The sequence below is a fragment of the Acidovorax sp. KPB24-07 genome (genome assembly GCF_057543315.1).
On the sequence record NZ_BAAJYS010000042.1, the window covers coordinates 1 to 22,968 of the forward strand.

At 64.9% G+C, this 22,968-nt stretch carries 18 protein-coding genes and 1 riboswitch; of the genes, 7 read left to right on the forward strand and 11 right to left on the reverse strand.

Annotated features, from left to right (window positions below):
• Window positions 1-76 precede the first annotated feature (76 nt).
• A complete protein-coding gene (locus AC27IQ_RS07725) occupies window positions 77-985 on the forward strand; it encodes a DUF72 domain-containing protein (protein WP_487089105.1) in 909 nt (302 codons plus the stop codon).
• Window positions 986-1,022: 37 nt separating this feature from the next.
• On the opposite strand, the gene AC27IQ_RS07730 is transcribed toward AC27IQ_RS07725, so the two are convergent.
• The 4 genes from AC27IQ_RS07730 to metH form a co-directional block, all read right to left on the reverse strand.
• A complete protein-coding gene (locus AC27IQ_RS07730) occupies window positions 1,023-1,943 on the reverse strand; it encodes a YihY/virulence factor BrkB family protein (protein WP_487089106.1) in 921 nt (306 codons plus the stop codon).
• A gap of 66 nt (window positions 1,944-2,009) precedes the next feature.
• Window positions 2,010-4,283 (reverse strand): phosphocholine-specific phospholipase C, encoded by a 2,274-nt coding sequence (locus tag AC27IQ_RS07735; protein ID WP_487089107.1) that lies wholly within the window; start codon window positions 4,281-4,283, stop codon window positions 2,010-2,012.
• A 49-nt stretch (window positions 4,284-4,332) separates the two neighbouring features.
• Window positions 4,333-4,515, reverse strand: coding sequence for a hypothetical protein (locus tag AC27IQ_RS07740; RefSeq protein WP_487089108.1), 183 nt, complete (start codon window positions 4,513-4,515; stop codon window positions 4,333-4,335).
• 109 nt (window positions 4,516-4,624) lie between these two features.
• Complete coding sequence (gene metH, locus AC27IQ_RS07745; protein ID WP_487089122.1) at window positions 4,625-7,381, reverse strand: methionine synthase; 2,757 nt, start codon at window positions 7,379-7,381, stop codon at window positions 4,625-4,627.
• 11 nt (window positions 7,382-7,392) lie between these two features.
• Window positions 7,393-7,490, reverse strand: a riboswitch (S-adenosyl-L-homocysteine riboswitch).
• A gap of 114 nt (window positions 7,491-7,604) precedes the next feature.
• Between metH and AC27IQ_RS07750 the strand changes: the two genes are divergently transcribed.
• Window positions 7,605-8,444, forward strand: a complete 840-nt coding sequence (locus AC27IQ_RS07750) for a transporter substrate-binding domain-containing protein (protein ID WP_487089109.1) — start codon at window positions 7,605-7,607, stop codon at window positions 8,442-8,444.
• A gap of 37 nt (window positions 8,445-8,481) precedes the next feature.
• On the opposite strand, the gene AC27IQ_RS07755 is transcribed toward AC27IQ_RS07750, so the two are convergent.
• Window positions 8,482-9,213, reverse strand: coding sequence for a hypothetical protein (locus AC27IQ_RS07755; RefSeq protein WP_487089110.1), 732 nt, complete (start codon window positions 9,211-9,213; stop codon window positions 8,482-8,484).
• Between the two features lie 294 nt (window positions 9,214-9,507).
• On the opposite strand from AC27IQ_RS07755, the gene AC27IQ_RS07760 reads away from it, so the two are divergent.
• The 5 genes from AC27IQ_RS07760 (at window position 9,508) to AC27IQ_RS07780 (ending at window position 17,827) form a co-directional block, all read left to right on the forward strand.
• Complete coding sequence (locus AC27IQ_RS07760; protein ID WP_487089111.1) at window positions 9,508-10,452, forward strand: DMT family transporter; 945 nt, start codon at window positions 9,508-9,510, stop codon at window positions 10,450-10,452.
• 159 nt (window positions 10,453-10,611) lie between these two features.
• Entirely contained in the window at window positions 10,612-12,849 is a 2,238-nt protein-coding gene (locus tag AC27IQ_RS07765; protein ID WP_487089112.1) for an NADP-dependent isocitrate dehydrogenase, read from the forward strand.
• Window positions 12,850-13,390: 541 nt separating this feature from the next.
• Entirely contained in the window at window positions 13,391-14,353 is a 963-nt protein-coding gene (locus AC27IQ_RS07770) for a DNA adenine methylase (protein ID WP_487089113.1), read from the forward strand.
• A 26-nt stretch (window positions 14,354-14,379) separates the two neighbouring features.
• A complete protein-coding gene (locus AC27IQ_RS07775) occupies window positions 14,380-16,461 on the forward strand; it encodes an ATP-binding protein (protein WP_487089114.1) in 2,082 nt (693 codons plus the stop codon).
• 16 nt (window positions 16,462-16,477) lie between these two features.
• On the forward strand, window positions 16,478-17,827 hold the full coding sequence (locus AC27IQ_RS07780; protein ID WP_487089115.1) for a hypothetical protein: 1,350 nt from the start codon (window positions 16,478-16,480) through the stop codon (window positions 17,825-17,827).
• A 244-nt stretch (window positions 17,828-18,071) separates the two neighbouring features.
• Here the strand turns inward: AC27IQ_RS07780 and AC27IQ_RS07785 are convergent, their stop codons facing one another.
• The 6 genes from AC27IQ_RS07785 to AC27IQ_RS07810 all read right to left on the reverse strand — a co-directional run.
• The gene (locus AC27IQ_RS07785; protein ID WP_487089116.1) at window positions 18,072-18,428 is read right to left on the reverse strand and encodes an FmdB family zinc ribbon protein; all 357 of its coding nucleotides are present in this window, start codon (window positions 18,426-18,428) and stop codon (window positions 18,072-18,074) included.
• A gap of 27 nt (window positions 18,429-18,455) precedes the next feature.
• Window positions 18,456-19,682 (reverse strand): formamidase, encoded by a 1,227-nt coding sequence (gene fmdA / locus AC27IQ_RS07790; protein WP_487089117.1) that lies wholly within the window; start codon window positions 19,680-19,682, stop codon window positions 18,456-18,458.
• Between the two features lie 75 nt (window positions 19,683-19,757).
• Complete coding sequence (gene urtE, locus AC27IQ_RS07795) at window positions 19,758-20,447, reverse strand: urea ABC transporter ATP-binding subunit UrtE (RefSeq protein ID WP_487089118.1); 690 nt, start codon at window positions 20,445-20,447, stop codon at window positions 19,758-19,760.
• A gap of 51 nt (window positions 20,448-20,498) precedes the next feature.
• A complete protein-coding gene (gene urtD / locus AC27IQ_RS07800) occupies window positions 20,499-21,230 on the reverse strand; it encodes an urea ABC transporter ATP-binding protein UrtD (RefSeq protein WP_487089119.1) in 732 nt (243 codons plus the stop codon).
• Window positions 21,227-22,222 (reverse strand): branched-chain amino acid ABC transporter permease, encoded by a 996-nt coding sequence (locus tag AC27IQ_RS07805; RefSeq protein WP_487089120.1) that lies wholly within the window; start codon window positions 22,220-22,222, stop codon window positions 21,227-21,229. The genes urtD and AC27IQ_RS07805 overlap by 4 nt, the downstream gene beginning before the upstream one ends.
• A gap of 5 nt (window positions 22,223-22,227) precedes the next feature.
• The coding region (locus tag AC27IQ_RS07810; RefSeq protein ID WP_487089121.1) for a branched-chain amino acid ABC transporter permease at window positions 22,228-22,968 on the reverse strand (741 nt) is incomplete at its 5' end.

Below are 22,968 nucleotides of genomic sequence, written 5' to 3' on the forward strand. Positions count from 1 at the left end.
GGCGGTGGCGGGAATGTCGGCCACACACCACACTGGCGCCACGCATGCCACCCGGTGTGCGTGAGGAGGCACGCAGATGGCTGCACAGATCCGCATCGGGGTGTCCGGCTGGCGCTATGCGCCCTGGCGGGGCGCGTTCTATCCAGAAGATCTGGTCCAGGCGAAGGAACTGGCTTTCGCATCGCACCAGTTTCCCGCGATCGAGCTGAACGGCTCGTTCTACGCGCTGCAGCGCCCGTCCAGCTACGCCCGGTGGGCGGCCGACACGCCCGAGGGCTTCGTGTTCACCGTCAAGGCGCCGCGATACATCACCCACATCCTGCGGCTGCGCGAGGCGCGGGCGGCGGTGGCCAACTTCATGGCGTCGGGGTTGTTTGCGCTGGGCGCCAAGCTCGGTCCCATCCTGTGGCAATTGCCGCCGAGCCTGCCATTCGATGCGGCGCTGCTGGAGGACTTTCTCGCCCTGCTGCCGCACGATACCGACGCTGCCGCCACGCTCGCGCAGGCGCGGGAGGACCGCATGCACGGCCGCGAGCTGCTCCAGCCGTCCCGCCCCTGGCGCCTGCGCCATGCCCTGGAAGTGCGGCACGCCAGCTACCGCACGCCGGAGTGCATCGACCTGCTGCGGCGCCACCGCGTGGCCCTGGTGGTGGCCGATACCGGCGGACGATGGCCCGAACTGGGCGATGTGACGGCGGACTTCCTCTATCTGCGGCTGCACGGCGCGCAGCAGCTCTATGCCAGCGGCTACAGCGATGCGCAGATCGCGCAGTGGGGCGAACGCCTCCGCGCCTGGGCCCACGGCCAGGCACCGAAGGGGCTGGAGACGGTCGCACCACCGGACACGGCACCGCGTCGGACCGAACGCGACGTGTTCTGCTTCTTCGACAACACCATGAAGATCCACGCGCCCGAGAACGCCCTGCGGCTCGCACGCTATCTGCAACTGGGCACGCACCTGCAGGCCGCCTCGCCCCGGGCCTGACACGGCGGCCCTGGTTTGCGAGTGCCCCTCGGCCGCCTCAGCGATTCCGGGCCGGCGGCCCTTCCAGGTTTTCCTCCCGCACCTCCTGGAAGGCCCGCGCGCAACTGGCGGAAAACAGCAGCACGGCCGACGAAAAGTAGATCCACATCAGCACCACCACCAGGGAGCCGGCAGCGCCATACGCCGAAACCACCGCCGCGGTGGCCAGGTACAGGGCCAGCAGCTGCTTGCCCACGGTGAAGAGGATGGCGCCCACCACCGCCCCGAACACCAGGCAGATGAGCGGCGGCTTCTGCCCGCCGCCGATGCGCATCAGCCCCACGAACAGCAGCACGGCAATGCCGAAGGCGACCAATTCGTTCGCCAGCTGCAGCAGCGGGCCCGTTGCCATGGGCAGCCGCGCGCTGGCCCAGGTGGCCACCACGTGAATCACGGTGGACACCACCAGCGAGATCAGCAGCAGGAAACCGATGGCCAGCACATAGGCCAGCCCCCGCACCCGCAGCGAAGCCATGCGCCACCACGCCTTCTGCTCCGGCGCCGGGGCTGAATCGCGTGCCCACAGCCGCTCCAGCGCCGACTGCAGCTCCACGAACACGCCCGTGGCGCCGGACAGCAACAGCACGAAGCCAACGATGGAAGCGATCCGCCCTTCCGACGGTGCCCGCGCGCTGGACAGCGCCAGTTGCACCACTTCGGCCACGCGGTCGCCCATCACGCCGCGCACCTGGCTGACCATGGTGCTTTCCAGGTAGGACTTGTCGATCCACCAGCCCAGCACCCCCACCAGCAGGAGCAGCACCGGCGCCAGGCTCAGCAGGCCGTAGAACGACATCGCCGCGCTCATGCGCAGGCCGTCCGCATCCAGCCAGAGATTGGCCGCCCGCACCAGCGGCATGATGGGGCTGGCGAGCGCTTTCGCGCGCTCGATCCATGGCGTGAGGAACGATGGGGACATGGCGCCCATTGCACACCAGGGCCGCGCGGCCAGGTGTCGGAACAGTTCGCCAGTCCGCCTGCAGCCTCAGCCAGCGTGGCCCATGGCGGGGTCGGACACCGAGTCCTTGCCGGTCTCGATGCGGCCGGCGAAGCGGCGCTGGAACGCAGGCGCCGCACTGCAGCGCACCACGAAGTCGTACCAGTTGCCGCTGTCGCCCAGGGGCCAGGCGAGTTCCTCCACGCCGCCGGGCGCCACGCTGCGCGTCCAGGGCCCGTCGCCGCGATAGGCCCGTGCCTCGGCGGAGAACGTCATTGCGCTGCTGCTGCGGTTGTAGAGCTTGACCCGCACCTGCGGCGGCTCGCACAGCTCGTAGCAGACCTGCACCTCGGGGCCACCGGTGGCCCCCTGCTGCTGCAGGTCGCCGATGAACTCGCGGTGGTAGCCGTTGGGACCGAGCACCCACAGGTCGTACCGCCCGCCATCGGCTGCGGCGTTCCAGACGCCGCTCAGGGCCTTGCCGGCCTCCACGACGTAGCGCCGCGGAATCCGGTCGAGGTGGTTCTTGTCGTACACATGGAACACTGCCGCCGCGGTGCCCGCTTTGCCGGTGTGGGCGAACAGCAAAGTGACCGTGCCGGCACCGGCGCTGGCCTGGGCCGTGGTGTGCAGCTCATAGGGCAGCGCCCGCGAGGGCCGCACGCCTTCGGCCTGCACCGGCAGGGCGGCATCGGCCGTGGCCGTGGGCTGGGGCAGCTTGGCAGCCTGGGCCTGCGCCGCCACCCGCGCGTCCACCGCGACCTTGTTGGTGCGGCCCGCGAGGGTCGGCAAGGTTTCGCTGTTGGGGTTGACGAAGTTGAAGCAGCTCGTCAGGTCGCCGCAGACCGCGCGGCGGTAGGGGCTGACCTGCGGCTCGGCCACGCCGAAGCGCTTTTCCAGGAACAGCAGGGTGGAGGTGTGGTCGAACACCTGCGAATTGACCCAGCCGCCCCGGCTCCAGGGCGACACCACCCACATCGGAACGCGCGGGCCCGGGCCGTAGGGCTTGCCGTCGGCCGCCGGCTGGCTCGGCGTGGCAGGCTGGAAATCGTGGTACTCCACCGCCACATCGGCGGCGGGCAGCGTGCAGGCACCGGCCAGGCTGCCATCGGGATTGCGCGACGGTGCGGCGGGCGAAGGCAGGTGGTCGAAGAAGCCGTCGTTCTCGTCGTAGTTGATCAGCAGCACGGTCTTGCTCCAGACCTCGGGGTTGGCCGTGAGCGCGTCCAGCACCTCCTGCACGTACCAGCCGCCCTGTGCGGGGCTCGACGGCCCGGGGTGCTCGCTGTAGACCGAAGGCGGAATGATCCACGACACCGCCGGCAGCGTGCCCTGGCGGATGTCCTCGCGGAACGTCTCCAGAAAGCCCTGCGGCATGGTGTTGCCGAAGCCCTTGGCCAACGGGCTCAGCGGATCGTCGATCCTGGCGTTGTAGAACGGTCCGGCCAGATCGACCGGCTGCGTGATGTCGGTCTTGGCGACGTAGATCGGCTTGCGGTCCGCGGGCATCTTCTCGATCTCGGCGCGCCAGTGGCGAAAGCCCATCATCTCGTTGCAGCCGAAGTTGTCGATCAGGCTCTGGTAGACCTTCCATTTCACGCCCGCTTTCTCCAGGCGGTCCGCGTAGGTGGTCCAGGTCCAGCCGTCGGTGGAGGCGCCGATGTCGTTGCCACCGTTGAACTGGTTGTTCAGGCCCGCAACACGGACCCTGGAGCCATCGATGGGGCTGACACCGTTCGGGCCGTTGGTGCCGGTCCAGTAGAAAAGCCGGTTGGCGATGGTGCCGGTGTGCATGCCGCAGTGGTAGTGGTCGCACAGCGTGAAGGCGTCGGCCAGCGCGCGCTGGAACGGCACCTCCGCCGTTTCGTAGTAGCCCATCGACAAGGGCAGCTTCGCATCGGGCCACTGGGACATGCGCCCGTGGTCCCAGGCCGCCTGCGAGTCCAGCCAGGTGTGGGGCGTGCTGCCGGCGCGCTGCGCGTTGCCCTTGGCTTCGTCCAGGCGGTAGGGCACATAGGTGCTGGGCGGCGACGTCTTGGTGTAGGTCTGGTAGAAAACGTTGCGGCCGTTGGGCGTCGGGATCGGGAAACGGTCACCGAAGCCGCGCACGCCCTTGAAGGTGCCGAAGTACCCATCGAACGAGCGGTTCTCCATCATCAGCAGGACGACGTGCTGCACGTCCTGGATGGTGCCGGTGGCGTTGTGGGCCTCGATGGCCAGGGCGCGGCGGATGGCCGGTGGGAAGGCAGTGAGCGTGGCCGAAGCCGCGCCCACGCCGAGCGCGGTCGTGAGGAAATTGCGTTTGGAGGAATCGACGGTCATTTGGAGGAGTCTTTCTTGTCCGTGAGCGGGGTTCGGGGAGCTGCCCCGTTCAGGGCTTGGGCGCGCAGTGCGTGTCCGGACTGGCGCATGTGGCCGCCGCGGCGGGAACGGTGGCATCCGAGCCACCGCTGCCACCGCAGCCCGCCAGCAGCAGGGCAAGAAAGAGCGCGCCGGCGCCCGGCAACGGGCGGCCGATCAGAGGCAGCGGCGAGCGCTGCAGAGGGATGGTCATGGCGTGGGAAGAAGGGAAGGAATGAAGTCCTTCATTCTTCCCGCCGACTGTGGCGCCAGAGTGACGTCCGCGTGACGCGGCGGGGGCACCGCCGTGACGCCGCCGCCGATCAGAGGTTGGGTGCGAGCAGGCGCTGCAGGATGCTTTCATCCATGCCGCGCCGCGTGGCCAGGTCGTGCACCTGGTCTTCCCCGATCTTGCCGACGTTGAAGTACTGGCTCTCGGGATGCCCGATGTAGAAGCCGCTCACGCTGGCGGCGGGCGTCATGGCCAGGCTTTCGGTGAGGCCCATGCCGATCTCGCCGCACTGCAGCACGCGGAACAGTTCGCTCTTGGCGCTGTGGTCCGGGCAGGCCGGATAGCCGGGCGCGGGGCGGATGCCCTGGTACTTCTCGGCGATCATGTCGTCGTTGCTCAACTGCTCGCCGGCCGCATAGCCCCACAGGTCGGTGCGCACGCGGTGGTGCAGGCATTCGGCAAAGGCTTCGGCCAGGCGGTCGGCCAGGCTCTTGAGCATGATGGCCGAGTAGTCGTCCAGCGCATCGACGAAGGCCTGCTCCTTCTTCTCCACGCCCAGGCCCGCCGTGACGGCGAACAAGCCCGCGTAGTCGGCCACGCCGCTTTCCTTGGGCGCCACGAAGTCGGCCAGGCACCGGCTGGGGCGCGGCACGCCATCGATCACATGCTTTTCGGTCTGCTGGCGCAGGCCGTACCAGGTCATGGCAACCTCGGTGCGCGATTCGTCGGTGTAGAACTCGATGTCGTCGCCCACGCTGTTGGCCGGGTACAGCGCCAGCACGCCGCTGGCACTCAGCCAGCGGCCCTCCACCAGCCGGCGCAGCATGGCCTTGCCATCGGCGAAGACGCGCGTGGCCTGCTCGCCCACCACCTCGTCGGTCAGGATGGCAGGGTACGGGCCGGCCAGGTCCCAGGTCTGAAAGAACGGTCCCCAGTCGATGTACCGGGCCAGCTCGTTGAGGTCGAAGTTCTTGAACATGCGCCGCCCCAGCAGGCGCGGCGTGGCCGGGCGGTAGGCCGACCAGTCGATGGGCGTGCGGTTGGCGCGGGCCTTCGCCAGCGGCCACAGGGGCGTCTGCTTCTTGTTGGCGTGCTGGGTGCGCACCTTGTCGTAGTCGGCGTTCAGCTCCTGCACGTAGTGGTCGGCGCCGTCGCCCAGCAGGCTCTGCGCCACGCTCACGCTGCGCGACGCATCGGGCACGTAGACCACGGGGCCTTCGTAATGCGGCGCGATCTTGACGGCGGTGTGCACACGGCTGGTGGTGGCGCCGCCGATGAGCAGCGGGATCTTCTTGATGCGGAAGTGCTCGTCCTTTTGCATCTCGCCGGCCACGTATTGCATCTCTTCCAGGCTGGGCGTGATCAGGCCTGACAGGCCCACGATGTCCGCGCCCTCGACCTTGGCGCGCGCCAGGATCTCGTGGCAGGGCACCATCACGCCCATGTTCACCACCTCGAAGTTGTTGCACTGCAGCACCACGGTGACGATGTTCTTGCCGATGTCGTGCACGTCGCCCTTCACGGTGGCGATGATGATCTTGCCCTTGCTGCGCACGTCGCGGCCGGCCAGTTCGTCCTGGCGCTTCTCTTCCTCGATGTAGGGGATCAGGTGGGCCACGGCGGACTTCATCACGCGGGCGCTCTTGACCACCTGCGGCAGGAACATCTTGCCCGCACCGAACAGGTCGCCCACCACGTTCATGCCGTCCATGAGCGGGCCTTCGATCACGTGCAGCGGCCGCCCGCCCTTGGCGACGATGGCCTGGTAGGCCTCTTCGGTGTCTTCCACGATGAAGTCGGTGATGCCGTGCACCAGCGCGTGCGACAGGCGTTCGCCCACGGTCTTCGGATGTTCGGGTGTACCGCGCCATTCGAGCCGCTTGCTCTCGTCCTTGGCACCGCTGCGGGCCGTCTCGGCCACCTCGACCAGGCGTTCGCCGGCATCGGGGCGGCGGTTGAGCACCACGTCTTCCACGCGATCGCGCAAGGTGGGCTCCAGGTCGTCGTACACGCCGACCATGCCCGCGTTGACGATGCCCATGTCCATGCCGGCCTGGATGGCGTGGTACAGGAACACGGTGTGGATGGCCTCGCGCACCGGGTCGTTGCCACGGAAGCTGAAGCTCACGTTCGACACGCCGCCCGAGACCTTGGCGCCCGGCAGGTTCTGCTTGATCCAGCGCACGGCCTCGATGAAATCGACCGCGTAGTTGTTGTGCTCTTCGATGCCGGTGGCCACCGCGAAGATGTTGGGGTCGAAGATGATGTCCTCGGGCGGAAAGCCCACCTCGTCGACCAGCACGCGGTAGGCCCGCTCGCAGATCTCGATCTTGCGCTCGTAGGTGTCGGCCTGCCCCACCTCGTCGAAGGCCATCACCACGGCGGCGGCGCCATAGCGCTTCACGAGGCGCGCCTCGTGCTTGAACTTCTCCACGCCCTCTTTCATGGAGATGGAGTTGACGATGCCCTTGCCCTGGATGCAGCGCAGGCCGGCCTCGATCACGTCCCACTTGGAGGAGTCCACCATGATGGGCACCCGGGCGATGTCGGGCTCGGAGGCGATCAACTGCAGGAAGCGCACCATGGCCGCCTTGCTGTCGAGCATGGCCTCGTCCATGTTGATGTCGATGACCTGCGCGCCGTTTTCCACCTGCTGGCGCGCGACGGCCAGGGCCTCTTCGTACTGGCCGTTCAGGATCATGCGGGCGAAGGCCTTGGAGCCGGTGACGTTGGTGCGCTCGCCGATGTTGACGAACAGCGTGCCCTCGCCGATGGAAACCGGTTCGAGGCCCGAGAGCTTCATGGGAGGCGGGATAAGGGGGGCGGACATCAGGCTCACCTGCGCAATCGGTAGTTGGGAACAGGCGAGCGTCGTTGGACAGTGGGGCCATCGCCGCCCGAGCCTGACGCCTGGTTGAGCCGGTTGATCGGCAGGCGCTGCAACGCTCCTCGGGGGCGGCCGGATTTTACGCGCCCTGCGACCGGGCCCTCACCGCGCCCCGCCTCCCGAGCGGGTTCTCCGGACAGCGGCATGGAAAGTGCTTGGCCGCTTCCCAGGAAGGAGCCCTCCCATGCAATCGCCCTTCGATGGTGCAACGCCCAGCCTCTGGGCCAGTGAGATTCTGCAACGCCGCCGCCTGGTGTGCGGCTCCATTCTGGCCCTGGGCCTGTCGGGTCGGCTGGCGGCCGCCGAACATCGGGATCAGCTGGAGCGCATCCGCTCCGCCCGGGTCCTTCGCGTGGCGGTCCCTCAGGACTTCCCACCGTTCGGCTTTCCGCAGGGCAGCGAGTTGGCGGGCTTCGACATTTCCATCGCCAAGATGCTTTCGATGCACCTGGGCGTGTCGCCGCAGATGGTGCCGGTGCCCAGCGGGGACCGGCTGGCGGCACTGCTGGAAGACCGCGTCGACATCATCATCTCCAGCCTGGGCAAGACGCCCGAGCGCGAGAAAAGCATCGACTTCTCCAATGTCTACGCCCCGACCTACCTCGGTGTCTTCAGCCAGCAGAAATTGAGCCGCGACGAATTGCTGAAACTGCCAGCCCCGGTCGTCGGAGCGGCGGAAAACAGCCTGGAGGAATCCCTGGTCCGGGCATTCCTGCCGACCGCGAAAATCCAGGGATTCAAAGGCAGCGCCGCGTTGCTGGACGCCTATGCCGCAGGCCATTTCGAATTCTTCGCGGGTGGCAACGTGCTGGTGGAATCCATCAAGGATGTCGGTCTGCGCACCCGTGTGCACCAGGTGGCGCTCCTCAAAGAGAGCCCGTGCTACATCGGCCTTCGGCAAAACGAAGCACGGCTGAAGGACGAGATCAACCGCTTCCTGGCAAGCATCCGTTCGTCAGGCGCCCTCATGGTCAACGCCATGAAATGGTTCCGCCAGAGCTTTTCGGCCGACATGTTCAAGTGAACAGCACGGGCAGCAGCGCCCACCTTCACCCTCTGATTCATCGCACCGGCAAGAACTGCAGGAAAGAACCGCCCACCAGCCCCTGCACATAGGTGATGGCGGCACGGCGGTACTTTTCGGTGGCCACCGCCGACAGCAGGTCGAGCCGGCCGATGATCTTGCCGAACTCGCGCTCGAAGCTCAGATTGCGCCCCTGCGGACCGATCTCGTCGGCCAGCAGCAGCGGCTGGCCCGCCGCGGTGCGGCGCTGAGACAGCATCCACACGGCGATCTCCACATTGCGCGCCGCGTTGTACAGGTGCTGGGCATCCAGGCTGTCGAGCAGGAAAAACTCGATCTTTCCGTCGTGCGCGGTGATCAGCATGTCGGCCGTGGCGTAGATGAACGCCGCCACGCGGTCGCCCGCGAATTCGGGCGCCAGGGCCGCGGCCATCGCCGCGATGTCGCGCCGCCCCTGCAAGGGCGCCCAGACCCCGCCCTTCTCGATGGTGGTGCGGACCTGCTCCATGGCCTGCTCGCGGCCCACGGCGCTGGTCTTGCGCCATTCGGCAGGGTTGCGGCGGTAGAGCTTGTCCATCAGCCGGTAGAGGCTGTCCAGGTTCTCGCGCATGGCCAGCGTCGCCATGCGGTTCACGTCGGACTGCCCCAATTCGCTGCCATCCGCAGACGCGCCTTTGACCTCGCCATGGGGCGCGGGCGGGCTGGTGCAGCCGGACACGGCCGCCAGCGTGCAGCAGGACAGGAGGAGTGGAACGAACGTCAGTCGCATTGCGCCGCATTATCGATAAGGCTTGAAAAGCAGCCAGGGTTTCCTGAAACTGCCGAGGCAGTCCTTCCGTACTCACGTCGATGCCGCCGCAGGGCCGTCGGAGGTGGGCCCATGCCTTGTGATCGGCTCCCGAGGCCAGTTCACTGCGGTTTCGGATAGTCATCGGACAATAAGGAGCAAAAATACTCTAAAAGAGGCCACATTCGGCCAAGTCAGGATATTTACATGCAGAGTTGTCGTACAACTTGTGCAAAATTCACCATTTTGGGGCACCGCCCCGCCTGGAAAGAAGCCATGTCGCCCCCTATCTCCCCACTAGCGCAACGCAGGAACGTCTTCCTGCTGGCGTTGTTTTGCTGCCTGCTCTGGGGTAGCTCGTATCCGGCGATCAAGAATGGCTACGCGCTGTTCGGCATCGACAGCAGCGACACCCCGTCCAAGCTCGTGTTCGCCGGCTGGCGCTTCGCTCTGGCGGGCCTGGCGCTGCTGGCCTGGGTGGCCGCCAGCGGCCGTCAGATCAGCGGCTGGCCGGCCCGGGCGTGGGGACAATTGGCGCTGCTGGGTCTGTTGCAGACCACGCTGCAGTACATCTTCTTCTACATCGGCGTGGCGAACACGACGGGGGTGAAGGCGTCGATCATGAACGCCACCGGCACCTTCTTCAGCGTGTTGCTGGCGCATTTCCTGTACCACAACGACCGCATCAGCCATGCCAAGGCCTGGGGCTGCATCGTGGGCTTCGCGGGGGTCATGGCGGTCAACCTCGGCGCCGGGCTGGCCGGAACGCTGACCGATTTCGAGTTCGCCCTGCTGGGCGAAGGTTTCGTGGTGATCGCCGCCCTGGTGCTGGCGCTGGGCGGCGTCTACGGCAAGCGCATTTCCCAGGGGATGGACCCCATCGTGATGACGGCCTACCAGTTGACCATCGGCGGCCTGGTGCTGCTGGCGCTCGGCTATGCCTTGGGGGGGGCGCTGGGCGAGGTGACGTGGGCTTCGTCATCGCTGCTGGCCTATCTGGTGGTGCTGTCGTCGCTGGCCATCTCGATCTGGAGCCTGCTGCTCAAGCACAACCGGGTGAGCCTCATCACCGCGTTCAACTTCATGGTGCCCGTGTTCGGCACCTTGCTGTCGGCCTGGTTCCTGGAAGAAAGCCTGCTCGAATGGCGCAACGCGGTGGCCCTGGTGCTGGTGTGCGGCGGCATCTGGCTGGTAACGAGGGTATCCGCATCGCGCGCGTGAGCCTGCAGCAGCGCGTCCAGCGGGCACCCCTTTCGTGCCCGTGATCGGGCGCGTGGGCACCTGCCCCGAACGGCGCTGAGGGGCATCTGTGCCGACTGCCTTCAGAAAGCGCGAAAATCACCGGCTGATCTGTCACCCCTTCCCAAGGAACGCAAGCGAATGAGCACGACGCAACCGACCATCATCTACACGCTGACCGACGAAGCCCCCGCCCTGGCGACCGCCGCCTTTCTGCCGATCGTGCGGACCTTCGCGGCCCCAGCGGGCATCCACGTGGAGACCAGCGACATCTCGGTCGCCGGCCGCATCCTGGGCCAGTTTCCCGAGCGCCTGACCGAGGCACAGCGCGTGCCCGACAACCTGGCCGCCCTGGGCAAGCTGACGCTCTCGCCTGACGCCAACATCATCAAGCTGCCCAACATCAGCGCATCGGTATCGCAGCTGGTGGCGGCCATCAAGGAGCTGCAGGGCAAGGGCTATGCGATTCCCGACTACCCCGAAAATCCGACGACCGACGAAGAAAAGGACATCCGCGCCCGCTACAACAAGTGCATCGGCAGCGCGGTGAACCCGGTCCTGCGCGAAGGCAACTCCGACCGCCGCGCACCCAAGGCCGTCAAGGAATACGCCCGCAAGAACCCGCACAGCATGGCCGAATGGAGCCAGGCATCGCGCTCGCACGTCTCGCACATGCACCACGGCGACTTCTACCACGGCGAAAAGTCGATCACGCTCGACAAGGCGCGCGACGTGAAGATGGAACTGGTCGGCAAGAGCGGCAAGACCACGGTGCTCAAGCCCAAGGTGTCGCTGAAGGACGGCGAGATCATCGACAGCATGTTCATGAGCAAGACGGCCCTGCTCGAGTTCTACGAAAAGGAGATCGAGGACGCGCACAAGACCGGCGTGATGTTCTCGCTGCACGTCAAGGCGACGATGATGAAGGTGTCGCACCCGATCGTCTTCGGACACGCCGTGCGCATCTTCTACAAGGAAGCCTTCGCCAAGCATGCGCAGCTGTTCGAAGAACTGGGCGTGAACGTGAACAATGGCATGGTCGATCTGTACAACAAGATCGCCACGCTGCCCCAGAGCAAGCAGGACGAGATCAAGCGCGACCTGCACGCCTGCCACGAAAACCGCCCCGAGCTGGCGATGGTCGATTCGGCCAAGGGCATCACCAACTTCCACTCGCCCAACGACGTGATCGTCGATGCCTCGATGCCCGCCATGATCCGCAACGGCGGCAAGATGTGGGGCGCCGACGGCCGCCTGAAGGACACCAAGGCGGTGATCCCCGAGAGCACCTTCGCCCGCATCTACCAGGAGATCATCAACTTCTGCAAATGGCATGGTGCCTTCGACCCCAAGACCATGGGCACCGTGCCCAACGTGGGCCTGATGGCCCAGCAGGCCGAAGAGTACGGTTCGCACGACAAGACGTTCGAAGTGCCGGAAGCCGGCGTGGCCAACATCGTCGATCTGGCGACGGGCGAAGTGCTGCTGAGCCAGAACGTGGAAGAAGGCGACATCTGGCGCATGTGCCAGGTGAAGGACGCGCCGATCCGCGACTGGGTGAAGCTGGCCGTGACCCGCGCCCGCAACTCCGGCATGCCCGCCGTGTTCTGGCTGGACCCGTACCGCCCGCACGAGAACGAGGTCATCAAGAAGGTGAAAACCTACCTGAAGGACCACGACACGACCGGCCTGGACATCCAGATCATGAGCCAGGTGCGCGCAATGCGCTACACGCTGGAGCGCGTGATCCGCGGCCTGGACACGATCAGCGTCACCGGCAACATCCTGCGCGACTACCTGACCGACCTGTTCCCCATCATGGAACTGGGCACCAGCGCCAAGATGCTGTCCGTCGTGCCCCTGATGGCCGGCGGCGGCATGTACGAAACGGGCGCTGGTGGCTCGGCGCCCAAGCACGTGCAGCAACTGGTGGAAGAAAATCACCTGCGCTGGGATTCGCTGGGCGAGTTCCTGGCCCTGGCCGTCAGCCTGGAAGACCTGGGCCTGAAGACCGGCAACCAGCAAGCCACCCTGCTGGCCAGGACGCTGGACACCGCCACCGGCAAGCTGCTGGACAACAACAAGAACCCCAGCCCCAAGACCGGCCAGCTGGACAACCGCGGCAGCCAGTTCTATCTGGCCCTGTACTGGGCCCAGGAACTGGCCGCACAGACCGAGGACACGGCACTGGCCGCCAAGTTCGCAGGCCTGGCGAAGACCCTGGCCGACAACGAACAGAAGATCGTGGGCGAGCTGGCCGACGTGCAGGGCAAGCCAGCGGACATCGGCGGGTACTACCTGCCTGACCCGAAGAAGACCGAGGCCGTGATGCGCCCCAGCGCCACGCTGAATGCAGCGCTGGAGGCTGTAAGGGGTTAAGAAAGGTTGCGGCCTTAGTGGGGCCTGTTTGATGGAAAGCTGTACTTGTTGAAAAGCAAGTACAGCTTTTTCGCCCATCTCAGTCCAGATCGCTGGGGGATTAGCCACAGATCGATGGTTTCTTGGTTGCGATCAATTTTCTTGAATTGAATCTGGCTAAAGCGGTAATTACAGTTCGTACAACATGTCTGCTTAGGCTGGCTGTGGCTTGCTGATTGAATTTCCGCATTTGTATGAAGTGGACATTTTGTGTGCATCATGGGCCATGCGGTCGGCATTACCAGCGCAATGCGGACGCACAGCGGCTAAATGCATGCGCGCTCCCAACCTGAAAGGAGTCGTCGTCTACCTTGTCTGACCCATCGGGCTATGGTCGCCTAAAAAAAGGAGCCCCATGAGGCTGCCCTAATCCAGCGCGTGATTGCAAAGCCACGCAGTTATGGTCGCAGCATGTTTGAACCGACTTCGCGACATCAACGAATACCATTCGGGACGGGCTATATAAATAGCCGGCGGCTAGATCAAGAAATAAGTTTTGAGCATGAGCACCAGCACAAGAAGCGTCCTTAGATATCCGGGGAGCAAAGCGCGTTTCAGCGACTTCATCGCGAAGACGATCTCTCTCAACGCTGGCCCCCCTCGGCTGTTTGTCGAGCCCTTTTGCGGCGGGGCAAGCGTTTCGATCGCACTGCTCGAAGATGGTGTTGTCGACAAAATCGCGATCAATGACGTCGACCCCCTCATCGCACAGTTCTGGGCGACAGTTTTTTCAAAGGCCGGCGCCGAGTGGCTGGCTTCCCGCGTTGTCGAAGTGCCGCTATCCGTGGAAGAGTGGAAGCGGCAGAAGGCTCTGAAGCCCACCAGCCAACGCGCGGCAGCGTTGAAGTGCCTCTACCTCAATCGCACATCGTTCAATGGAATCATCCATAAATCGGGCCCTCTAGGCGGGTGGGGGCAGAAGAATATCAAGATCGATGTGCGCTTCAATCGTCAACGAATCGCCAATCGCATCCTCGCGCTTTCGGAGTTGCGTTCCAAAGTCACTGTCGCCAATGAAGGATGGCGCGCCTTCTGCGAGCGCTTTGCCGACGACGAGCGCGCTGTCATCTATCTCGACCCTCCCTACTATCACAAAGCGGACCAGCTCTATGGTTACGTGTTTGACGAGGTAGAGCACGAGGCCTTACGGGACTTTCTTCAAAAAATGAGCCGGCCTTGGCTTCTGTCTTATGACGATGCCCAAGAAGTGCGCGATCTTTACGAGGATGTGACGAACAAGGCCCGCGTCATCGACAACACCTATTCGACACATCCGTTGGGTGGGTGCGCATTCGTGGGGCGCGAGCTTGTGCTCACAAATATGAAGCGACTGCCGGCGGCCGCCAAAGTGGCTATAGCGCACGTTGGGCTCAGCATCAAGAAGCCTCAAAAATCCCGAGCCGGCAGCGACCTCGCCCTCCGGTTTCCGATCTCCGCAGCAGCAGCGGCTTCCCTAGCCCAATAAATTCCGAACGACTCAGAGGAGAGAGCATGTCTAACGTCTTCGATAATGCGGTCCTTCCCAACAAGCTGATGCCGCTCTTGGGCGACTTCGAAACTAACCACATCGGCTACGTTTTCGGCATTGACTTTCAGAGGGCGACGGTCCTGACGAACGACAATTGGAAAGCGCGCGTGGCAGGCATCCCACACAACAGCTTTCTAGTGGCCACTGCGATCAATCCGCAGAGTCCCGCAAATGCGACCGCATTCGACAACGAACTGATTCTGCTGAGAGTACTTGGGCCGGCGCGCCTGCCCTCCGACGGCGAGATGGTGCAGACCCGCATTGAGCACAATCAGCGTCGCGAGGCTAACGAGCGCTATCCGACCAGCGACACCGACGGCTTCGACCCAATGACGCAGAGCGAACTCCAATACGCGGGGCTCGAATGCCGCATCCTAGGAACGTTCTTTCTTGATGATGACGGAGAGATCAAGTTGGGTAGCGATGTCGAGAACTACTTCGCCGCGACACGTCTTCGCGCCTACAAGCCTCGCGCCGGCGCGCTTGAAAAGATCGTCAACCACATCAACGCCGACCGCCGCAAGACGATGCTGACTGACGCGCTAGCTGCCGGATTCAAGTCGGCTCCGAGCTCGATTCCCATCGGCACGGTGCGCTATACGTCGACCTCCCGGCTGCACCGCGGCAAGGACGAGCCCAAGGTGCTGGTCCTGATCCAGCCTTCCGACTTCTTGGCTCGACGAACGGCAGTTTTGGGCATGACACGTACTGGTAAGTCGAACACGGTCAAGACCACCGTGGCTTCCGTGGCTACGGCCGGACGTCGAGATGGCATCAAGATCGGCCAGATCATCTTCGACATCAATGGCGAGTATTCGAACGCAAACCACCAAGACGACGGGAGCTCCATTGCGGCGGTGTTCGGCGCCGACTGCGTTCGCTATCGGGCCATTGAGACGGAAGGCTTTCTCGACCTTCGGACCAACTTCTACGAGCAGCCCGCCGAGGCGCTCAACTTGATCTCGAAGCTGCTGGTCAACGATCCGTTCCGCAACCAGACTGATTTGCAGCAGTTTCTCGAATCGGGACTCGAGGAGCCCGAGGCCACCGACATGTCCAACCACAAGCGTTGGCAGCAACGCGTCGCGGTCTTTCAAGCCATCCTATTCGCTGCCGGCTTTCCCGCGCCAACTGGCTTGGTAGTGAAGTTCCCAGCGAACAAGGACGTTCTGGAGGCGGTGAAGAACGCAGACGGCCCGACGCCCACTCCGGTAGGCAAGGGGCCGTGCAGCCTTTCCCCGCAGCAGGCGGTGGATTTCTTCACCACTGTCCGTAGCCTCAACTATGAGCTGCGCGAACAGCAGAAGGCGGAGAGCAAGCCGCAGAAGGGCTTCACGAACTCGTCGGGCAACGCTTGGGTGGACCCCATGATGGAGTCCTACCTGAACGTGCTCGCGAGGGCCAATGCCACCGGCACCTCGATCCGTGGCTTTCGGGCACTGATCGGAATCAAGGAATATCACTCGCCCAAGCGTCAAGGCGACGTCGTCAAGGAAGTCGTCGGCCACCTATGGGCTGGCAAGATCGTGATACTGGACTTGTCGGCGGGGCCGGTCGAGGTTCGCTCCGTCCTCTCCAAACGCATTGCGCAGCAGATCTTCGACACATCCTTCCGCGAATACAACTCGGGCAGGACGCCGCAGAACATCGTGATCTACGTTGAGGAGGCACACAATCTCATCGGCAAGAAGGAGGAGCTCACTACAACTTGGCCGCGGATCGCCAAGGAGGGCGCCAAGGCCAAGATCGCGTTCGTTTACGCCACACAGGAACCGTCGTCGATCCATCCAAACATCCTTGCCAACACCGAGAACTGGTTCGTCACGCACTTGAACAATGACGACGAGTTGAAGGCGTTGGCCAAGTTTTACGACTTCGCGGACTTCGTTGCCTCGCTGAAGTCGGCGCAGGACGTCGGTTTCGCTCGCATCAAGACGCTTTCGTCGCCCTTCGTTGTGCCAGTTCAAATAGACCGATTCACCCCGGCCGAGTTGAAGAAGCAACTCGCGGAGATAGACGCGGCCAACGCCTCCAAGGCAAATTGAGTTTCAAGGAGCGCGCATGCCCTACGAAGGACAGCAGGCCAGCAAGCGGGGGCACATCGACATCGTCAAGAACGATGACGTCAAGAAGTTCCTGTCGGAATGTTCTTATTTGACGCAGCCAGGAGACCAAGCCGCGGAATCCATCGCGGCGCTCTACCAGCCCGCGCCGAAGTGCTATGAGCTTCCGCGACTGGTGGTGGCCTCGGACGGCAGCGCCTACTCGGAGCCCATCGACAAGAAGTTTCCATCTACCCAGGTGGGCTACGTGAAGACCAGCTTCATGGCGTTCGACATGGGCGACTACAACGGGCTGGTGACTCCAGGCAGCCCATTCGTCGACCCATACGCGGCGGCAAGCCTTCACAACAAGGCCCGAGCCGTCGCGTTCACGCTGCCCGGCTCAAATGTCCGCTACAAGGGATTGCGCGTTCAGGACGGATTTCGCAGGGCGGTCTACGAGCAACTCTCCGACGAGCGCACGCAGATCCCCCGAGGCGGCTTGTCCGTGAAGGACATGCTCTATCACTTGGAGGGTGGGCAGATCGCCATTGAGAAGTGCCCGTCGTGCGGTCTCGAATGCCCCCACCTGTTCAAAAAGGGCGAGGACGAGAGCGCTTGTTCCGGCTGCGGCGCTACGGTCTATGTCACCGATTCGCTGCGCATCCACGAGCAGATCTCCGACCAAGGCGACAACTCCTCGGCGATCACCCGTTTTATGAATGCAGTGGAGCACCTGCAGTTGGTGACCCTCCTGAAGGCGATGGCGGACAACAACCTGTCTACAGTGTCCGGGGCTGCCATCATGGTGGACGGGCCGTTGGCCCTCTTCGGCCAGCCCGCGAGGTATCACGCGTCGATCCAAGCCTTCTACAACGGGCTTTTTGAGCGGTGCGCCGCCGCGGGCTTGCCTCCGCCTGTGATCATGGGCCTGCAAAAGGACGGCATGGTCATGGAGCACGCCCGCGCTCTTTCTCCCCACTTGGAGAACGGCACGTTCTGCGCGATCTCGGACAAATACCGTGCTGAGTTCATCAACGGCATCGCGCCGCTGACCGACAACTTCGGCCACGAGACCTACTATGGGCAGGACTTCATCTACAAAACCGACAGTGGGCGCATCTTCGACGTCTGCCTCGCCTACCCGTTCGCCAACAAGCAGAACCGCAAGGACTTCTCTGGGCAAAAGGCTGATCCCAAAAATTATGATCGTTGGCTTGCGCGGGCGTTCGCGCTAATTAGGCACTTGGAGTTCGACCTCTATGAGAACTCCGTTGTGCCTGTCGCGCTTGCCCATCGTCATGCTTCGATCAGCCTCTCGCCGGGCGGCACTCTATTGGACGTGTTGACGAAAAAGCATTTGAGCTAGTGTCGAGTGCTGGTCGGAACCTTGTAGGCGGCGAAGGCCGGAAGGAGCGAACCGGGGTAGCCTGATCCTTGATTAGCCACCACCACGACCGTCAATGTGCTGCTGATTTGGAGGTCTGCTTGAGGTTATATGTGAGGCTGCAGCCGCCAGCGACTGCCTCGTCCCTCTGCAAAGCAATACCAGCTTGAGCTGGTCGACTAACAGCGATGATCCTATCAGGCGACCCATCGTCACCTTGCCATCTTTAGTGGCTAATCATCCAAGGCCTCTTACTAGGAAACGCCTTCGCTCCGCTCGCCGCCGTCACCGTGGCGCTGCGCTTGCCAGAGCCGCAGCAGCCGCACCCCGCCGGATGGCGCATCCGCCCGTAACTGCCTTCGTCACCGTTGCGGGAGGAGTGCGGCGCATGCTGCGCCCGCTCGTTGGTATCGAACGCGCGCCGCTGCTCCGGGCTCACGCAGGCCAGCCGCGGGGCGCTGGCGAAGACGCGGGGGGATGCTGCGCTGCACTGGGGGCAGGCAGCGGGCTCGTTGCGCAGCGCCAGGCTGCGCAGGGCATCGAAACCGCCACACGTGGCGCACTGATAGTCGTAGGTGGGCATGGCGCGGGGTCCTGTCGTGGCGGGGGATCAGACGAGGTCGGGCGACAGCGGCATGTCGATGCTGCCGTCCAGCATTTTCACCGGGCCGCTGGCGTTCGGATTAATGTCGAACTCGAAGATCTGCGTCGGCAGCCACAGCGTGGCGCAGGCGTTGGGCACATCGACCACGCCGCTGATGTGGCCCTGCACCGGGGCTGTTCCCAGGATCGAATACGCCTGGGCGCCGCTGTATCCGAACTTCTTCAGGTATTCGATCGCGTTCAGGCAGGCCTGGCGGTAGGCCACGTTCACGTCCAGGTAGTACTGCTTTCCCGCCTCGTCGACCGAGATGCCTTCGAAGATCAAATAATCGTTGTAGGTCGGCACGATGGGGCTGGGTTTGAAGATCGGGTTCTTGATGCCGTACTTAGCCATGCCGCCCTTGATGAGCGTGACCTTCATGTGCACCCAGCCGGCCATTTCGATGGCGCCGCAGAACGTGATTTCGCCGTCGCCCTGGCTGAAATGCAGGTCGCCCACCGAGAGGCCCGCGCCGTCGACATAGACCGGGAAGAACACTTTCGATCCGCGCGACAGGTCCTTGATGTCGCAGTTGCCGCCGTGCTCGCGCGGCGGCACGGTGCGCGCGCCTTCGGCCGCGGCCTTGGCCTTGGCTTCGCCGGTCAGGCGGCCCATGTGGGCGGTGCCGGCCGAGGGGGGGTTGGCCAGGCCAGCAGTGGGATCGGTGTCGATGAGCTTTTGCTCACGCTCGTTCCAGAGGTCGAGCATTTTCTTGTCGGGCAGGCAGCCGATCAGGCCGGGGTGGATCAGGCCGGCGAAGTTGACGCCCGGGATGTGGCGCGAGCTGGTGAACATGCCCTTGAAGTCCCAGATCGATTTCTGTGCCTCGGGGAAATGCTCGGTCAGAAAGCCACCGCCGTTCTTCTTGGAGAAGAAGCCGTTGAAACCCCACAGGCTGTCCTGCTTGGCGCCGATGTCGAGCAGGTCCACCACCAGCAGGTCGCCCGGCTCCGCACCCTTGACGCCCACCGGGCCCGAGAGGTAGTGCACCGTGGTCAGGTCGATGTCGCGCACGTCGTCGGCGCTGTCGTTGTTCTTGATGAAGCCGCCGGTCCAGTCGAAGGTTTCCAGAATGAAATCGTCGCCCGGGTTCACCCAGCAGGCCATTGGAATGTCGGGGTGCCAGCGGTTGTGGACGTTCTCGTTCTGGGTCGGCGATTGGCTCAGATCGACGTGGATGAGGGTTTCAGCCATGGCGTGCTCCTGGAAAGTGAAGGGAAGAGAAGGCGAGGGGGAAGGAACGAAAAATCCGTCGCGGACCGTGGCCGTTCACACGGACAGGTAGGCCTTGATGCGCTGCTGGTCGGTGTCAGCGCGGGCGGTTTCATGCACCAGGCGGCCGCCTTCGATCACGAACAGGCGGTCGGCCACGTCCATGGCGAACGAGAGCACCTGCTCGCTCACCACGATGGTGATCTGGCGCAGCTTGCGGATCTCGTTGAGGGCGCGGGCGATGTCCTTGATGATCGAAGGCTGGATGCCCTCGGTGGGCTCGTCCAGCAGCAGCACCTTGGGATCGGTCACCAGCGCACGGGCGATGGCCAGCTGCTGCTGCTGCCCGCCCGAAAGATTGCCGCCCTTGCGACGGCGCATGTCCCACAGCACGGGGAACAGCGCATAGATCTCTTCGGGGATCTGGCGGGTCTTCGAGTTCTCCAGGCCGGTCTGGATGTTCTCCTCCACCGTCAGCGTGGGGAAGATCATGCGGCCCTGCGGCACGTAGGCGATGCCTTTGGCCACGCGCCGAAAGCTCTCGTCCCGCGTCACCTCCTGGCCGGCCACGGTGATGCAGCCGCTCTTGACCGGCATCAGGCCCATCAGGCTCTTGAACAGCGTGGTCTTGCCCATGCCGTTGCGGCCCATGATGGCCACGGTTTCGTTGGCGCGGCCCTCGAACGAGATGCCGTGCAGCGCTTCGCTCTGCCCATAGGCGACGTGCAGGTCGGTGACTTTCAGCATGGATTGAGGCTCCAGAAAACTCAAGGCGTGGGCAAAGGGCAGCGGCGCGTCTCAGTGGCCGAGGTACACGTCGATCACCTTGGGGTCGTTCTGGACCTTGTCCATCGACCCTTCGGCCAGGATCTTTCCCTGGTGCATCACGGTGACCTTGTGCGCGATGCGCTTGACGAACTCCATGTCGTGCTCTATCACGATCACCGCGCGGTTCCTGCAGATGCGCTGCAGCAGCTCGGCCGTGAGCTCACGCTCGCGCGCGCTCATGCCGGCGATGGGCTCGTCCAGCATCAGCAGCTCGGGCTCCTGCATCAGCAGCATGCCGATCTCCAGCCATTGCTTCTGGCCGTGCGAGAGCAGGCCGGCCTCGGTGGCGAGCAAATCGCCCAGGCCGATGTCGTCGGCCACGTCCTGCACCCGCTCCTTCACCGCGCTGGTGCAGCGAAAGGCCAGCGCGCCGAACACGGTGCGCCCGGTGGGATAGGACACCTCCAGGTTCTGGAAGACCGACAGGTTCTCGTAGATGGACGGCGTCTGGAACTTGCGGCCGATGCCCAGCCGCACGCGCTTGTGCTCGGCCATGCGCGTCAGCTCCTCGTTCTTGAACTTGATGCTGCCGCTGGTGGCGCGCGTCTTGCCGCAGATCAGGTCCAGCAGCGTGGTCTTGCCCGCGCCGTTGGGGCCGATGAGGGCGTGGATCTCGCCGTGCGCCACGGTCAGGTCCACGTGGTCGGTGGCCAGCAGGCCGCCGAAGCGCTTGACCAGGCCCTGCACTTGGAACAGGCTCATCGCGCGCTCCTTGCGCGCAGGTCCGCCAGCGCGGCCAGGCCCCTGGGCGCGTACAGCGCGGTGGCGATCAGCAGCAGGCCCAGCGGCATGTGCCAGTGGTCGGTGTGGAGCTTGAGTGCCTCTTCCAGCGCCAGCCACACGGCCGCGCCCAGCGGCCCGCCCCAGCGCCGGCCCAGGCCGCCGATGACGACCATCACGATGAGCGTGGCCGACTGCGTCCAGTGCATCATGGCCGGGCTCACGAAGCTGTTGCCCGTGGCCAGCAGCGCGCCCGCCAGGCCCGCCACCGCGCCGGCCAGGGTGAAGGCGGCCAGCTGCAGCAGGTACACCGGATAGCCCAGCGCGCGCATGCGCGTCGCGTTGTCGCGGATGCCCGCCAGCGCCGCGCCGAAGCGCGAGGCCGTGGCCCGGTCCAGCCACCACAGCACCAGCGCCACCAGCGCCAGCACCACCCAGTACAGGGTGGGCTCGTGCATGGCGTCCAGGCCCAGGCCGAGCACGGGCCGCATGGGCAGGGTGTAGCCGTCGTCCCCGCCGTAGCTGCGCAGCGAGACGAACACGAAGGACAGCATCTGCGCGAAGGCCAGCGTGATCATGATGAAGTACACGCCCTGGGTGCGCAGCGAGATGGCGCCCACCAGCGCAGCCGCCAGCGCGGCCAGCACCATGGCGGCGCCCCACACCACCCAGGCCGAGGTGGCGCCCGCGTCGCTGAGCACCACCACCGTGTAGGCGCCCACGCCCATGAAGCCCGCATGCCCCAGCGCCACCATGCCGCCGAAGCCCATGATGAAGTTCAGGCTGGCGGCGGCCAGGGCCACGACCAGCACCCGGCGCACGAAGCCGATGTAAAAATCCAGCCCCAGGGCCGATGCCACCAGCGGAAACACCGCCAGCGCCGCCAGCAGGGCCAGGGGCAGCAGCGCGCCGCGCCAGCGCGCGGCGGCACGGCGCTGCGGTGGGGAAGAGGAAGTCAGGGAGGCAGCAGACATGTCGCTCAGGCCTTGGCAGAAAACAGCCCCGCGGGGCGAAAGCTCAGAACCGCCGCCATCAGGGCGTACATGGCCACCTCGGCGCACAGCGGCCCTAAGTCGGCGGCCACGGCGGGCGGCAGGGTGGCGCGCAGCAGCAGCGGCAGGAAGGCGCGGCCGATGGTGTCCACCAGGCCCACCAGCAGGGCCGCCACGAAGGCGCCGCGCACCGAGCCGATGCCGCCGATGACGATCACCACCAGCGCGGGGATCAGGATGGATTCGCCCATGCCCACCTGCACCGCCATCAGCGGCCCCATGAGGGCGCCCGCGAGGGCCGCCAGGGCGGCACCGAGCACGAAGATGCCGCAGAACACGCGCCGCACGCGCACGCCCATCAGCTCGGCCATCCAGCGGTCCGACGCGCCCGCGCGCACCAGCATGCCCACGCGGCTGTGGTTGACCAGCAGGTACAGCAGACCCGCCACCAGCACGCCCGCGCCCAGCACCACCAGGCGGTACGACGGGTAGAGCAGGCCGGCGAACAGTTCCACCGGCCCCGAGAGCCAGGCCGGCGTGGGCGCCATGACGGGGGAGGGGCCCCACACCATCTTCACGGCATCGTCCGCCACGAGGATCACGCCGAAGGTGGCCAGCACCTGGGCCAGGTGGTCGCGCCCGTAGAGGCGGCGCATCAGCGTCACCTCCAGCAGCGCCGCCACCGCCACGGTCACGGCCACGGCCACCAGCACCGCCACGGCGAACGA